Consider the following 14,228-nt stretch of genomic DNA (forward strand, 5'->3'; position numbering starts at 1 on the left):
CTCAGTTCACCTTGCGGGCGTGGTTGGCCCAGTAGGGCGCCTGCACGGCGCGGCGCATGACCTTGCCGTTGGGGTTCTTGGGCAGTTGCTGCACGAATTCGATGTGGCGCGGGCGCTTGAAGCCGCCCAGGCGCTCGGCGCAGAAGCGGTCCAGCGCGGCACTGTCGCCGGCCAGGCCGGGCTTGAGCACGATGTGGGCGGCCACGGCCTCGCCCCATTTGTCGTCGGGGATGGCGAACACGCAGGCATCGGCCACCGAGGCGTGTTCGTAGAGCACGGACTCCACCTCGGACGGATAGACGTTGAAGCCGCCGCTGATGACCATGTCCTTCTTGCGGTCCACGATGTAGACAAAGCCCTGCTCGTCCATGCGGGCCAGGTCGCCCGTGTGGTAGCGGCCGTTTTTGAGCACCTCGGCCGTCAGCTCGGGCGCGCGCCAGTAGCCTGCGAAGACATCGGCGCCGCTGACCACGATCTCGCCGATCTCGCCCTCGGGCACGCGGCGGCCTTCGTCGTCCACCACCTCCACCAGGGATTCCAGGAAGGGCCGGCCGCAGGATGCCAGCCGCTCGGGCCGCGACGCGCGCGCCTGCAGGTGGTCCTGCACCGTCAGGCCGCAGACGCCGGAGGTGGTCTCGCCCGCGCCGTAGCCCTGGGACAGGATGGGGCCGAACACGTCCATGGCCTGCAGGATGCGCGCGGGCGCCATGGGCGCTGCGCCGTAGCCCAGGCGTTGCAGGTCGGGCAGCGGGCGGTAGCGGCCGCCGATCTCGGCCAGCAGCATGTTGATCATGGTGGGCACCATGAAGGTATGGGTGACGCGCCGCGCCTGCATCTCGGCCATGAAGGCGCCCGGCTCGAAGCCCGAGAACAGGTGGATGGTGGCGCCCGTGCACAGCGCCGGCACCATCTGCATGCCCGAGGCGTGGGTGACCGGCCCCACCAGTCCCAGCACATGGCCGGCCTGCATGCCCTCGCCGCGCATCAGGAATTTGCGCAGCTGGGCCAGGCGGTTGCCGAAGGTCTGCATGGCGGCCTTGAGCACGCCCGACGAGCCCGAGGTGTAGTGCAGCACGGCCACCTCGTGCTCGTGCACGTCCACGGGCTGGAAGCGGTCGCTGGCGCGGGCGAGCAGCGCTTCGTAGTTGCTGTCGGCAGGGCCGTCCAGCAGCAGCAGGCGCACGTCGGCAGACTGCAGGTGCGGCTTGAAGGCCTCGGCGCGCGCGGCCGTGGTCACGATGATGGAAGCATCGCTGTTGGCCGCGATATCGCCTACTTCGCGTGGAGACAGGCGTGCGTTGAAGGGCGCCTTGATGAGCCCGGCCTTGTAGCAGGCGATCTCGATCTCCACGATTTCCACGCAATTGGGCAGGTAGATGCCCACGCGGTCGCCGCGGGCCAGCCCCTGGGCAAGCAGGGCGTTCGCCAGGCGGTTGGAGCGCTGCTCAAGCTCTGCGTAGCTGATGCTGCGCGTGGCGCTGGTCACCGCAGGTTGCTCGGCATGGGCCCTGCAGCTGCGTGCGACGAGTTCGCCGACATTGGGTATGGGGAGGGAATGGGGGTGGCCTGCGGTGGGCCGGGATGTCTCGTGCATGGCATTCCTTGGCTGAAGCCGCGCGTTTTGCGCGGCGTGCCATGCACTGTTGCAGAAGAGGACCGGGCCGGGGAAATACCGATTAGTGATTCAGTTGCATCAGAAAAATTGATGTCCAGACCAACCCTTGCCGTTTTTGCTGATGACCATCGGGCTGCTGCGCTGGGCTGCTGCATCACATCTGCTGCGGATGCTGCCAGCGCGCCTGCCAGAGGCCCGCCGTGATCAGTTGCCGGGCCTGGTCCAGCAGTGCCTGCCGGACCACCTGCAGTGCCGGGTCACCGCCGCGGTTGGCCTGCACGGCCAGGAAGTAGCGGCGCAGCAGCGCGGGCGCCGCGACCTGGGCCACGATCCAGCCAGGCTGGAGGCCCGTGGGCGCCGCCTTGGCGCCCTCGCGCAGCCAGGCGGGCGCATCGCTCAGCGAGCAGGCGGGCGTGAAGGTGAAGCCCGCGCCGCAGTGGTAGAGCGAGCGGATGACGCGCGCGGAATCGTGTTCGTGGACGATGTTCAACCGCAGCTCCCGCGCATCGGCGGCGGCCTCCACGGTCTGGCGGATGGAAAAGCGGCGCGATTGCAGCACCAGCGGCAGCTGGCAGGCATGGGCAAAGTCCATGTGCGGCAGGCCGCCGTCCGGCGCCGGGCGCAGCAGCGGGGCCACGCTGCCATCGCCATCCTGGCCGCAGACGTAGATGGATTCCTCGGCCATGGGCTGCACCTGCAGGTCATGCAGGCTGGCCGTGTCCACAAGAATGGCCAAGTCGGCGCGCCGGTCCAGCATGGCCTTTTGCACCATCAGGCTCAGGTCGTCGAGCACGAAGATGCGTATGCGCGGGTGGCTGTGGCGCAGGCTGGCAATCAGGGGGCCTGCCAGCAGGCTGGTCAGCAAAAAAGGCAGGGCGATGGTGACCGAGCCTTCGGGGCCCTGGGGCAGGCGCTGTATGCGCTCGCGCATGGCATCGGCGTCGGACAGCAGGCGGCGGGCGTCCTCGTATAGCTGGGCGCCGGCCGGGGTGGGGGTCACGCCGGCGTGGCTGCGCTCCAGCAGTTGCGCACCCAGCTCGCCTTCCAGCTTCTTGATCTGCGCCGTGAGCGCGGGCTGGGCCACGTACAGCGAGTGCGCGGCGCGCGAGAGGCTGCCAGCCTCCAGCACGGCGATGAAGTAGCGCAGCGCCCGCAGGTCCATCTCAGCCCAGGGGGCGGTAGGTGGGGCGCAGGGCCTCGATATCGCCTTCGGTCCAGGCGCGCAGTGCCTCCTGGGTGATCAGCAGCACCTGCTCGTCGCCCGAGCTGGTGTCCAGCCAGAACACGGGCAGGTCGGGGAAGGCGGCTTCGAAGAAGTCCTTTTCATTGCCGATTTCCAGCACGACCACGCCTTCCTTGGCCAGGCGCGAGGGCAGGTCCTGCAGCAGGCGGCGGATGAAGTCCATGCCGTCGGCACCACCGGCCAGCGCCAGCTCGGGCTCGGCCTGGTATTCGGCAGGCAGACGCGACATGCTGTCGGCATTCACATAGGGCGGGTTGCACAGCACCAGGTCCCAGGGGCCGGGCAGGGCGGCCAGGCCGTCGCTCTCCAGCAGTTGCACGCGCTCGGCGAGCTCATGGCGGTCCACGTTGATGCGGGCCACGGCCAGCGCGTCGGCCGAGATGTCGGCGCCCGTGACCTCGACCTCGGGCCAGGCCATGGCCGCCAGGCAGGCCAGGCTGCCGTTGCCCGTGCACAGGTCCAGCACGCGGCGCGTGCGGTCGGACAGCCAGCCGTCGATGCTGCCGTCGGCCAGCAGTTCGGCAATGAAGCTGCGCGGCACGATGGCGCGCTCGTCCACGTAGAAGGGCACGCCCTGCAGCCAGGCCTCGCGCGTGAGGTAGGCGGCGGGCTTGCGTGTGCGGATGCGCTCTGCGAACAGCTCGGCCACTTCGGCCTGCTGCTCGGCGCTCACCGGCTGGCTGGCCAGGGACTCGGGCGCGCCCGGCGCCAGTTCGCTGTCCAGTGGCAGGCCCAGCTTCCAGAGCGTGAGCCAGGCCGATTCGTCTTCGGCCGTGGCCGTGCCGTGGCCAAAGGCCACGCCGGCCGCCGTGAGCGCTGCGGCGCCCGAGGCCACGAGGTCGGCGATGGTGCTGCCCGAGATGGCGGGAAATTTGGCAGGGGTGGGGGCGGATGTCATCGTCGGCTCCTTGGGCGCGCGTTCAGGCGGCCTGCTGGCGCTGCAGCTCCTGGAGCGTGCGGCGGTAAATGTTCTTGAGGGGCTCGATGTCGGCCACCACGATGTGCTCGTCGATCTTGTGGATGCTGGCGTTGGGCGGGCCCACTTCCACGACCTGGCTGCAGATCTGGGCGATGAAGCGGCCGTCGCTGGTGCCGCCCGTGGTGGACAGCTCGGTCTCCAGGCCGGTCTCGGCGCGGATGGCCGCCTGCACGGCATTCACCAGCGTGCCCGGCGTGGTCAGGAAGGGCTGGCCGCCGATGGTCCAGGCCAGCTCGTACTCCAGTCCATGGCGGTCCAGCACGGCGTGCACGCGCTGCTGCAGCGATTCGGCCGTGGACTCGGTGCAGAAACGGAAGTTGAAGTCGATGGTCACATGGCCGGGGATGACGTTGGATGCGCCCGTGCCGCCATGCATGTTGCTGATCTGCCAGCTGGTGGGCGGGAAGAAGGCGTTGCCCTCGTCCCATCGCGTGGCGGCCAGTTCGGCCAGGGCCGGCAGGGCCTGGTGGATGGGGTTGCGCGCCAGCTGCGGGTAGGCGATGTGGCCCTGGATGCCCTTGACGGTGAGGCGTCCGCTCATGGTGCCCCGGCGGCCGTTCTTGATCATGTCGCCCGTGCGGTCCACGGAGGTGGGCTCGCCCACGATGCACCAGTCCAGGCGCTCGCCGCGCTCGCGCAGCAGCTCGACCACGACCTTGGTGCCGTCCACCGAAGGGCCTTCCTCGTCGCTGGTCAGCAGCAGGGCAATGTCGAAGGAGGGAGTTGGCGTCTCGGCCAGGAACTCCTCCAGTGCCACGACAAAGGCGGCGATGGAGGTCTTCATGTCGCTGGCGCCGCGGCCGTACAGCTTGCCGTCGCGGTGCGTGGGCACGAAGGGCGGGCTGCTCCACTGCTCCAGCGGGCCGGTGGGCACCACGTCGGTATGGCCGGCAAAGACCAGCACGGGCCGGTCGGTGCCTGCGCCGGAGCGCCTGGCCCAGAGATTGCGCACGCGAAAGCTGTCTGGGCCGCTATCGATGCGCTCGCAGGCAAAGCCCATGGGCAGCAGGGCATCGGCCAGGAGTTCAAGGCAGCCGGCGTCTTCGGGAGTGACGGAGGGCAGGCTGATCAGCTGCTCGGTCAGTTGCAAGGTGCGGGACATGGTGGGAAGGTCAAAAAACAAAAAAGTCGGAGGGCTGGCTGGCGCCAGCGTGCTCCGACATTGTGAACGCTGCAGGCCCGGCCGTTCAGTTCGGCTTGACTTCCAGCATGATTTCGGTGAACGAGGGCATGTCGTCCTCGCCGGGCGTGGCCAGTTCGGCGAACTGGCTGGACGGCGCGGCATGGCCGGCCTTGACCACGTCGTTTTCCAGGCGCCACATCAGGTTGGTGGGCGAGTCGGCAAAGGCCAGTCCCTCGGCGCGGTCGATGCGGCCCGAGCGGATCAGCTGGGCCAGCGCCTCTTCAAAGGTCTGCGAGCCTTCGGCCATGGATTTCTCCATGGCCTCCTTGACGCCCGAGAAGTTGCCGCGCTCGATCAGGTCGGCGATCAGCTTGGTGTTGAGCATCACCTCGACGGCCGGCATGCGGCCGCCATCCACGGTGCGCACCAGGCGCTGGGAGATCACGCCCTTGAGCGCTGCCGACAGCTCGCCCAGCATGGTCGGCCGGATTTCCTCGGGGAAGAAGGACAGGATGCGGTTGAGCGCGTGGTAGCTGTTGTTGGCGTGCAGCGTGGCAAGGCACAAATGGCCCGACTGCGCAAAGCCCATGGCCGAGGACATGGTCTCGCGGTCGCGGATCTCGCCGATCAGGATCACGTCGGGCGCCTGGCGCAGCGCATTCTTGAGCGCAACCTGCAGCGATGCCGTGTCGGATCCCACTTCGCGCTGGTTGACGATGGAGCGCTTGTTGCGGAACTGGTATTCGATGGGGTCCTCGATGGTGAGGATGTGGCCCGTGAGCTTTTCATTGCGCGCGTCGATCATCGAGGCCAGCGTCGTGCTCTTGCCCGAGCCCGTGGAGCCCACGACCAGCAGCAGGCCGCGCTTTTGCATGATCAGCTCGCCCAGCACGGGCGGCAGGTTCAGCGTGTCCATGGGCGGGATGTGCTGGGCGATGAAGCGGATCACCACGGCGCAGCTGCCGCGCTGGTGCATGGCGCTGACGCGGAAACGCCCCACGCCGCGCAGCGGCACGCCCATGTTGAGCTCGCCCGTCTCGTCCAGCTCCTGCAGGCGCTCGGCCGGCACGATCTCGGCCAGCAGGCTGCGCGGCGCATCGGGCGGCAGCAGCTGGTTGTTGATGGGGACGCATTCGCCGTTGATCTTGATCAGCGCCGGCGCGTTGACCGCCAGGTAGACGTCGGACGCCTGCTTCTCGCCCATCAGGCGCAAAATCCTCTCCATCGTGCCCATGTGTTCCCCCAAATTCGTGTGCTGTCGCTGTTCTTGGATCGTTGTCACGCGCTTTTGACGTGAAACGGGCGTCCGCTGCCTGGTGGCCGGGGACGCCCTCGAGAGTATGCCTTGGTCCATCCCCTGAACAGGGGATGTTTTGGCGCCGCAACCACGCCTTTGGCGCGGTCCGGATGCAGGTCAATCGCGCAGCAGGTCGTTCAGGCTCGTGGTGGAGCGTGTCTTGGCATCGACCTTCTTGACGATGATGGCGGCGTACATGCTGTAGCGGCCGTTGTCCTTGGGCAGGTTCCCCGACACCACCACCGAGCCGGCGGGCACGCGGCCGTAGCTGGTCTCGCCGGTCGCACGGTCATAGATGGGGGTGGACTGGCCGATGTACACGCCCATGGAGATCACCGAGTTCTCTTCCACGATCACGCCTTCGACGATTTCGGAACGCGCGCCGATGAAGCAGTTGTCCTCGATGATGGTCGGGTTGGCCTGCAGCGGCTCCAGCACGCCGCCCAGGCCCACGCCGCCGGACAGGTGCACGTTCTTGCCGACCTGGGCGCAGGAGCCCACGGTGGCCCAGGTGTCAACCATGGTGCCTTCGTCCACATAGGCGCCGATGTTCACGTAGGAAGGCATCAGGATCGCGCCCTTGGCCACGAAGCTGCCACGGCGGGCCACGGCCGGAGGCACGACGCGCACCCCGGTGGCGGCGATCTCGGCTTCGGTCATGCCGGCGAACTTGGTGGGCACCTTGTCGAAGAAGTTCAGGTCGCCGGACTGCATCAGCACGTTGTCCTTGAGGCGGAAGGACAGCAGCACGGCCTTCTTGATCCACTGGTGCACGGTCCACTGGCCCACGCCTTCGCGCGTGGCCACGCGCAGCTGGCCGTTGTTCAGGGCTTCGATCACGTGGTCCACGGCCTCGGTCACTTCCTTGGGCGCGGCAGCGGGGGAGAGGCTGGCACGGTTGTCCCAGGCGGTGTCGATGATGGATTGCAGCTGTTGCGTCATATGGCTTTGGTGATCAAAGGGTTTGTGAGGAAAGGGGTGGCCAGGCGTGGCTCAGCGCTGGCGTGATTCTATGAATTGTGCAATGCGCTGGGCCGCCTCCAGGCATTCGGCGGTCTCGGCCACCAGGGCCATGCGCACGCGCCCGGCGCCGGGGTTGCGGCCATTGGCCTCGCGCGCCAGGTAGCTGCCGGGCAGCACGGTCACGCTGGTGGCGGCATACAGCTCGCGTGCAAAGTCGGCGTCGTCCAGGCCCAGCGATTCGGGAATGCCGGCCCACAGGTAGAAGCTGGCATCGGGCAGGCGCACATCCATCACGCGCGCCAGCACGGGGGTGACCTGGTTGAACTTTTCGCGGTACAGGCGGCGGTTCTCCTCGACATGGGCCTCGTCGGCCCAGGCCGCGATGCTGGCCGTCTGCACCACGGGGCTCATGGCGCCGCCGTGGTAGGTGCGGTACAGCAAAAAGGCCTTGATCAGGGCCGCATCGCCCGCCACGAAACCGCTGCGCAGGCCAGGCACGTTGCTGCGCTTGGACAGGCTGGTGAACATCAGCAGGTTCTTGTAGTCCGTGCGGCCCAGGCGCTGCGCGGCTTCCAGTCCGCCCAGCGGAGGCGTGCCGTCGAAGTAGATCTCGCTATAGCACTCGTCGCTGGCAATCACGAAGCCATGGCGGTCGGACAGCGCAAACAGCTTTTCCCATTCGGCCAGCGGCATCACCGCGCCTGTGGGGTTGCCGGGAGAGCACACGAAGATCAGCTGGGTCTTTTCCCACACGTCGGCGCGAACGCTGTCCCAGTCCACCGCGAAATTGCGCGCAGCATCGCTGGGGGCGTAGTACGGCTGGGCGCCGGCCAGCAGGGTGGCGCCTTCGTAGATTTGATAGAACGGGTTGGGGCAGATCACGCGCGCGCCGTCCTGGCTGGCGTCCACCACGACCTGGGTGAAGGAGAACAGGGCCTCGCGCGAGCCGTTGACCGGCAGCACCTGGGCGGCGGCGTCCAGCGCAATGCCGTAGCGCTGGCGCGCCCACTGGGCGCAGGCTTCGCGCAGCGCGGGCTCGCCGGCGGTGGCCGGGTACTTGGCCAGGCCGCCCAGGTCGGCGCTCAGCGCCTGTTCGATGAAGGACGGCGTGGCATGGCGGGGCTCTCCGATGCCAAGGCTGATGGGGCGCACGCCCGCCGGTGGCTGGACCCCGGCGAACAGTTTGCGAAGACGCTCAAACGGGTAGGGCTGGAGTCGGGAGAGCAGGGGATTCATGGGCTCGCATTATGGATTGATGCGCTTTCGGCATGCCGTTGTCACAGGGGACTGCGGGTCTGCACGCTGGCTTTTTTGCATTCTGTTACCTATTCTGGCATGGTCTCGACTGGGGCCATGCCAACTCGTGTGGCGGGGCCTCGCAAACGGTGAGTTCCAGATACCAATGACAAGAGAGGCAGACAGCTATGCAGGCAGGCGCTGGCATGGAAAAAGATGGAAGCAGGCATCGTAAGCATACATCCGGCCCAGGTGCCGGCTTCCTCGTATGCACGGTGTGGGCATTGGCGGGACCGGCGCTGGCGTTGGTGGCCGATTCGCTGGGCCTGGGGCCCTGGGTTTGGGCAGCCTTGCTGCTGTGGGCCGGGTTGCTGCTGGGCGGCATGCACAGGCTCTGGTCGCGGGTGATCGGCGAGCGCGAATTGCTGCAGCAGGCCATGCAGGGCATCGCCCAGGGAGACCTGAGCCAGCGCGTGGCCGTGGAGGCTGCGGCCTCCCAGGAGTGCGCAGGCGACGTCCAGACGCCCAAGGCCTTGCTGGGCGGCATGGTGACCTCGCTGTCGGGCATGGTGGCCGATGTGCGCAGCAATGCGGCCCTGGTGGCGCAGGCCGGGCAACAACTGGTGAACGAGCACCAGGCACTGTCCGATCGCACCGAACTGCAGGCCACCAACCTGGCCCAGACCGTGGTCAGCGTGGAGCAGCTCAGCAGCGCCGTGCAGCACAACGCCGACGTGGTGGGCGTGGTCCATCACCAGGCCAGCGCCGTGCGCGGCGCCGCCGATGAAGGCGTGGTGGCCATGGGCCGCGCCGTGGAGTCGGTGGAGACCATTGAAAGCAGCGCCGGCCGCATGCGCGAGATCATCGGTGTGATCGACGGCATTGCGTTTCAGACCAACATCCTGGCGCTGAACGCTGCCGTGGAGGCGGCGCGTGCGGGCGAGCAGGGCCGCGGCTTTGCCGTGGTGGCCAGCGAGGTGCGCTCCCTGGCCGGCCGCTCGGCCGAGGCGGCGCGCGAGATCCGCCACCTGATCGGCGATGCGCTGGCCCAGGTGGAGCACAGCACCGAACTGATCCGCACGGCCGGGCGAGGCATGGAGCGCGTGACCGAAGGCATCCGCCAGGTGGCCGAGCACATGGGAGAGCTGTCGCAGTCCACCGGCAGCCAGAGCACGGGCCTGGCCGAGATCAGCCGCGCCGTGCACCAGATCGACGAGATCACCCAGCACAACGCGCAGATGGTGGGCCACGCGCTGGACCAGGCACGCGCGCTGCAGCAGCGCGCGCAGATGCTGTCAGGGGCGGTGTCGCGCTTTCGGCTGCAGCAGGGCACGGCGGAGGAGGCCGTGGCCCTGGTCGAGTCGGCCCTGGGCCTGGCGCGGCGCGGAGTGGCCACCGAGGCACTGCTGGCCGCCGTAAACGACCCCGGCCAGCCCTTCCATGACCGCGATATGTACGTTTTCGCCCTGGCCGCCGACGGCAGCTACCGCGCCTTTGGCGGCAACCCTGCGCGTGTGGGCGTGCGCGTGCAGGAGCTGCCAGGCGTGCGGGGTGAGCAGCTGCTGGCCGACATCATTGCCCAGGCCGAGCGCGGCCCAGGCTGGGTGGAGTACGACTTCAGAAACCCGGCCACGCAACAGGTGCAGACCAAGATTTCCTTCGTCTGCAAGCATGGCGGGCTGTACTGGGGATGCGGCGTCTACAAGAGTCTGGCGCTGGCGGCATAGCCTTGGCGTGGAAGGCAGACTGCCGCCTGGCGGGCTTCACTGGCACGCGTTCGGCGATGAACCGCCGCCCGCGCGCTGGGCACGTGCGCGGGCCAGGATGGCGGCGATGGTGGCCTGCTTGCTCTCGGCCACGGGAGGTGCGGGGCAGGGTGCTTGAGGGCTGGCGTCGTCGGCTGCTGCCTGCTCTGCCTGCGCAAGAGGCGTCGCTGCCCGGCTTGCACTCAAACGCTCGCGCTCCACTTTACGCTCGCGGTGCAGCACATAGCGCTGGCGCGCATGCTCGGCCTGCTGGGGGCTCCAGGCAGACCAGCCTGTGGCCGGGCCGCTGGCATTGTGCAGTTCGATGCAATCGACCGGACACACGGGAATGCACAGTTCGCATCCCGTGCAGTGGGCTGCGATCACCGTGTGCATGAACTTGTTGGCCCCCAGGATGGCATCCGTGGGGCAGGCCTTGATGCACAGGGTGCAACCGATGCACCAGGCCTCGTCGATCACGGCCACGGTGCGCGGGGCTTCCATGCCGTGCTCGGCGCTCAGCGCAACAACGGGCCGGCCCGTCAATGCGGCCAGCCGCTCCACGCCCGCAGCGCCGCCCGGTGGGCACTGGTTGATGCCAGCCTCGCCCGAGGCCACGGCCTGGGCGTAGCTGGCGCAGTCGGGGTAGCCGCAACGCGTGCACTGCGTCTGCGGCAGCGCGGCGTCTATGCGCGCTGCCAGATCGTCGCGGGCGAGCATGGCGGTGAAGGACATGGCGTGGCGGGCTTGCTCGGGAATCAGCCTGCCTGCACCTTGGCGCCACGCTTGCGTGGCTGCTCGGCGGCCGTCGGTGCGTCATCGCTCAGGCTGCTGGCATGGCCTGCAGCGCTGGCGGCGGTGGCGCTCTCGGGCTGGTGAGTGCTGATGAATTCGCGCACCTGCGGATAGACGATCTCTCGCCAGCGGCGGCCGCTGAAAATCCCATAGTGTCCCGCGCCCGGCACTTCAAGGTGCCTGCGCTGATCCGCGGCAATGCCCGTGCACAGATCGTGCGCAGCCCGCGTCTGGCCGGAGCCGGAGATGTCGTCCAGCTCGCCTTCGATGGTCAGCAGGGCGCTGCCCTTGATGTCCTGCGGGCGCACCAGTTCAACCTTGTCCTCGGGCGAACGCACTTCCCAGGTGCCATGGACCAGCTTGTAGTCCTGGAACACCGTGGCGATGGTCTCGAGGTAGTAGTCGGCATCCATGTCGAGCACGGCGTTGTACTCGTCATAGAACTTGCGGTGGTGCTCGGCGCTGGCGTCGTCACCCTTGATCAGGTCCTTGAAGTAGTCGTAGTGGCTCTTGGCGTGGCGATCCGGGTTCATGGCCACGAAGCCCGAGTACTGCAGGAAGCCGGGGTAGACGCGGCGACCCACGCCCGGATAGCCTTCGGGCACGCGGTAGATCACATTGTTCTCGAACCACTCGAAGCTGCGGTTCTGCGCCAGGTTGTTCACCGAGGTCGGCGAGCGGCGCGCATCGATGGGGCCGCCCATCATGGTCATGGACAGCGGAGGCGTTTCGCCACGGCTGGCCATCAGCGACACGGCAGCCAGCACCGGCACCGTTGGCTGGCAGACGCTGACCACATGGCACTGGCCGTACTTGCCCTGCAGGTAGCGGATGAACTCCTGCACATAGTTCACGTAGTCGTCGAGGTGGAACTCGCCATCGGCCAGCGGCACCAGGCGGGCGTTCTTCCAGTCGGTGATGTAGACCTTGTGGTCGCCCAGCATGCTTTGCACCGTATCGCGCAGCAGCGTGGCGTAGTGGCCCGACAGCGGCGCCACGATCAGCACCACGGGCTGGCTCAGCATGGTCTGCAGTGTCTCGGTGTCGTCGGAGAAGCGCTTGAAGCGGCGCAGCTCGCAAAACGGCTTGTCCACTTCGACCCGCTCGCGGATCGTCACGTCCACGCCGCCGACATCGACGCTGCGCAGGTTGAACTCGGGCTTTTCGTAATCCTTGCCCAGGCGGTAGAACAGGTCGAACCCGGCGGCCATGCGCTGGGACATCGGACCCTGGCTCAGCAGCGAGTGGGGGTTGCTGTAGAGCTTGGCTGCAGCCTGCGCGAAATCGGCAAAGGGCTCGACCATGGCGCGCTGGATTTCGTAGAGCTGATAGAGCATGGATACAAGGGGTTGTTTGGATTTGTTGCAGTGCAATATATCAGCAGCACGCTAAGAAAATTGGTAGTAAAACCCCTCTAATGCTGTCGCTTAAGTGATAGCTTGACTGATGGTTGTAAGCTGGCGGCCGCCCAGCCCCCGGCATTCCTGCAATGCAGTGCGGCGCGCTAGGCGGCAAGCGCCGCTTCGGCCGGTTTGGTGCGCGCAAGCCGCATCACCTCTGAAGGCGGCAATTGCTTGAACTGGTGGTTGCTCCACACCTGGCGCCAGCGCCGCGCACCTGCCAGCCCGTTGCGCAACCCCAACATATGGCGGGCTATCGAATACCAGTGCGTGCCGTGCGTGCGCGCCTCTCGCTCCATGTAGGCCACCATCTGCTCCTCGATGGACTCGCGCGTGTGCTCCACGCCAGCATCGCCGTAGTACAGCGCATCCCACGAGGCCAGCCACCAGGGGTTGTGATAGGCCTCACGCCCCACCATCACGCCATCGACCTGCTGCAGCAGCTCCTGCACGGTGGCGTCGGCCTTGATGCCGCCATTGATGGCAATGGTCAGCTGCGGAAAATCCTGCTTGAGCCGGGCCACGATCTCGTAGCGCAGCGGCGGGATCTCGCGGTTTTCCTTGGGCGACAGACCCTTGAGCCAGGCATTGCGGGCATGCACGATGAACACGCGGCAGCCCGCATCGGCCACCGTGCCCACGAAGTCGCGCACGAATTCGTAGCTCTCGTCCTTGTCGATGCCGATGCGGTGCTTCACCGTGACAGGCACGTCCACCACATCCACCATGGCCTTCACGCAATCGGCCACCAGCGGCGCCTCATTCATCAGGCAGGCGCCAAATGCACCGCGCTGCACCCGCTCGCTGGGGCAGCCGCAGTTCAGATTGATCTCGTCATATCCCCACTGCGCTCCCAACCGCGCAGCCTGCGCCAGATCCGACGGCTCGCTGCCGCCGAGCTGCAACGCCACCGGATGCTCCTCGGCCTCGAACCGCAGATGCCGTGGCACATCACCGTGCAGCAGTGCGCCCGTGGTCACCATCTCGGTATACAGCAGGGTATGGCGGCTCAGCAGTCGGTGCAGGTAGCGGCAGTGCTTGTCAGTCCAGTCCATCATGGGCGCAACGGACATGCGCCACATGCTGGCAGGTGCTTGGTTTTCTACGTTTGTCATTGATCTGATTGGGTTTTTTGCTCTGGCGTCGTTGTCTGGTTCTTCGCCATCCAACCCCGTTTTTGCTGATTTTCTCGCTGGCTTTGCCACATCCTTCACCTGTCGCAAAACAGATGGGGCCATCACTTCACGCAAGCGCACGGATGGCTTGCCCGCTTGCCTGCACCGCACAGATCCGGCTGATGGAGAACGGCACGTTTGTCCACCGCGAAAGCCAGGCCTACCGTCGGAAAGTGCTGGCCAATGGGTGGCTGCGCAGGCGCGAGCACGAGATGGACCAGGAGCACGCTTTTGGCCAGGCGCCAGGCCGTGCACAAGAAAATTTCAGTGGGGGAGCCACTGCGGGATTATGTCAGTGCGGTCAAAAACGTGACTGAGTGGGGCCGTTGCAAAAAGGCCGGCATCGCGCGACTGCAGGCCTCTGGTCGGGCCGACCTCCAGGCCGCCAAGCTCACGGTGCAGGATCTGATGGGCTACACCAAGAAGCAGCGCACGGAAGACGAGGCCGGCCCGCCGCCGTGCTCAATGACATGGTGTGGCTGCGCCAGGTCTTCCTGCATGCTTCGGCCGCGCGCGGCATTGATGCGCCGCTGCAGGTGCTGGACCGCGCCAGGCTCAAGCGTGCTGCGCACGCAGGTGCCCGCCTACGCGGCCGGGCTTCAAGCGTGGCCGACAAGACTGCCTTGAATCCAAGTGAGAGCTCTGCCTGGAGCAAAT

General features: G+C 67.1%; 12 protein-coding genes. 2 read left to right on the plus strand and 10 right to left on the minus strand.

Translation table 11 applies throughout. The features are described from left to right. Position 1: 1 nt before the first annotated feature. The 7 genes from ACN20X_RS16910 to dapC form a co-directional block, all read right to left on the minus strand. Positions 2 to 1,594, minus strand: coding sequence for an AMP-binding protein (locus ACN20X_RS16910; protein WP_209671210.1), 1,593 nt, complete (start codon positions 1,592 to 1,594; stop codon positions 2 to 4). A gap of 175 nt (positions 1,595 to 1,769) precedes the next feature. Beyond that, positions 1,770 to 2,777, minus strand: a complete 1,008-nt coding sequence (locus tag ACN20X_RS16915) for a LysR family transcriptional regulator (RefSeq protein ID WP_016445940.1) — start codon at positions 2,775 to 2,777, stop codon at positions 1,770 to 1,772. A gap of 1 nt (position 2,778) precedes the next feature. Next, positions 2,779 to 3,756 (minus strand): 50S ribosomal protein L3 N(5)-glutamine methyltransferase, encoded by a 978-nt coding sequence (gene prmB, locus ACN20X_RS16920; protein WP_473209635.1) that lies wholly within the window; start codon positions 3,754 to 3,756, stop codon positions 2,779 to 2,781. A gap of 22 nt (positions 3,757 to 3,778) precedes the next feature. Beyond that, complete coding sequence (gene dapE / locus ACN20X_RS16925) at positions 3,779 to 4,939, minus strand: succinyl-diaminopimelate desuccinylase (RefSeq protein ID WP_016445942.1); 1,161 nt, start codon at positions 4,937 to 4,939, stop codon at positions 3,779 to 3,781. 85 nt (positions 4,940 to 5,024) lie between these two features. Then, positions 5,025 to 6,194: a PilT/PilU family type 4a pilus ATPase gene (locus ACN20X_RS16930; protein WP_016445943.1), complete on the minus strand. Its 1,170-nt coding sequence runs from the start codon at positions 6,192 to 6,194 to the stop codon at positions 5,025 to 5,027. Between the two features lie 180 nt (positions 6,195 to 6,374). Beyond that, positions 6,375 to 7,199, minus strand: coding sequence for a 2,3,4,5-tetrahydropyridine-2,6-dicarboxylate N-succinyltransferase (dapD, locus tag ACN20X_RS16935; protein ID WP_012205450.1), 825 nt, complete (start codon positions 7,197 to 7,199; stop codon positions 6,375 to 6,377). A gap of 51 nt (positions 7,200 to 7,250) precedes the next feature. Continuing rightward, positions 7,251 to 8,456, minus strand: coding sequence for a succinyldiaminopimelate transaminase (gene dapC / locus ACN20X_RS16940; protein ID WP_473209636.1), 1,206 nt, complete (start codon positions 8,454 to 8,456; stop codon positions 7,251 to 7,253). Positions 8,457 to 8,644: 188 nt separating this feature from the next. Between dapC and ACN20X_RS16945 the strand changes: the two genes are divergently transcribed. Beyond that, on the plus strand, positions 8,645 to 10,183 hold the full coding sequence (locus ACN20X_RS16945) for a methyl-accepting chemotaxis protein (RefSeq protein WP_473209637.1): 1,539 nt from the start codon (positions 8,645 to 8,647) through the stop codon (positions 10,181 to 10,183). Positions 10,184 to 10,219: 36 nt separating this feature from the next. Here the strand turns inward: ACN20X_RS16945 and rsxB are convergent, their stop codons facing one another. From rsxB to dusA, 3 genes are all read right to left on the minus strand, one after another. Then, complete coding sequence (gene rsxB / locus ACN20X_RS16950; protein WP_016453483.1) at positions 10,220 to 10,936, minus strand: electron transport complex subunit RsxB; 717 nt, start codon at positions 10,934 to 10,936, stop codon at positions 10,220 to 10,222. A 23-nt stretch (positions 10,937 to 10,959) separates the two neighbouring features. Continuing rightward, positions 10,960 to 12,333 carry a polyhydroxyalkanoate depolymerase gene (locus ACN20X_RS16955; protein ID WP_016445947.1) on the minus strand — a complete coding sequence of 458 codons (1,374 nt, stop codon included), beginning with the start codon at positions 12,331 to 12,333 and terminating at the stop codon, positions 10,960 to 10,962. A gap of 167 nt (positions 12,334 to 12,500) precedes the next feature. Next, positions 12,501 to 13,511: a tRNA dihydrouridine(20/20a) synthase DusA gene (gene dusA, locus ACN20X_RS16960; RefSeq protein WP_080649856.1), complete on the minus strand. Its 1,011-nt coding sequence runs from the start codon at positions 13,509 to 13,511 to the stop codon at positions 12,501 to 12,503. 309 nt (positions 13,512 to 13,820) lie between these two features. Here dusA and ACN20X_RS16965 point away from each other — a divergent pair, with 309 nt between their 5' ends. Beyond that, positions 13,821 to 14,198 carry a hypothetical protein gene (locus tag ACN20X_RS16965; protein ID WP_155524721.1) on the plus strand — a complete coding sequence of 126 codons (378 nt, stop codon included), beginning with the start codon at positions 13,821 to 13,823 and terminating at the stop codon, positions 14,196 to 14,198. Positions 14,199 to 14,228: the final 30 nt, after the last annotated feature.

The organism is Delftia sp. PX-1 (assembly GCF_055797465.1).

What these genes read in the sequence shown, in the direction of transcription:
- dapE (WP_016445942.1), bottom strand. Translation starts at nt 4,939, where the DNA reads ATGTCCCGCACCTTGCAACTGACCGAGCAGCTGATCAGCCTGCCCTCC.
- dapD (WP_012205450.1), bottom strand. Translation starts at nt 7,199, where the DNA reads ATGACGCAACAGCTGCAATCCATCATCGACACCGCCTGGGACAACCGT.
- prmB (WP_473209635.1), bottom strand. Translation starts at nt 3,756, where the DNA reads ATGACATCCGCCCCCACCCCTGCCAAATTTCCCGCCATCTCGGGCAGC.
- ACN20X_RS16910 (WP_209671210.1), bottom strand. Translation starts at nt 1,594, where the DNA reads ATGCACGAGACATCCCGGCCCACCGCAGGCCACCCCCATTCCCTCCCC.
- dapC (WP_473209636.1), bottom strand. Translation starts at nt 8,456, where the DNA reads ATGAATCCCCTGCTCTCCCGACTCCAGCCCTACCCGTTTGAGCGTCTT.
- rsxB (WP_016453483.1), bottom strand. Translation starts at nt 10,936, where the DNA reads ATGTCCTTCACCGCCATGCTCGCCCGCGACGATCTGGCAGCGCGCATA.
- dusA (WP_080649856.1), bottom strand. Translation starts at nt 13,511, where the DNA reads ATGACAAACGTAGAAAACCAAGCACCTGCCAGCATGTGGCGCATGTCC.
- ACN20X_RS16930 (WP_016445943.1), bottom strand. Translation starts at nt 6,194, where the DNA reads ATGGGCACGATGGAGAGGATTTTGCGCCTGATGGGCGAGAAGCAGGCG.
- ACN20X_RS16945 (WP_473209637.1), top strand. Translation starts at nt 8,645, where the DNA reads ATGCAGGCAGGCGCTGGCATGGAAAAAGATGGAAGCAGGCATCGTAAG.
- ACN20X_RS16955 (WP_016445947.1), bottom strand. Translation starts at nt 12,333, where the DNA reads ATGCTCTATCAGCTCTACGAAATCCAGCGCGCCATGGTCGAGCCCTTT.
- ACN20X_RS16915 (WP_016445940.1), bottom strand. Translation starts at nt 2,777, where the DNA reads ATGGACCTGCGGGCGCTGCGCTACTTCATCGCCGTGCTGGAGGCTGGC.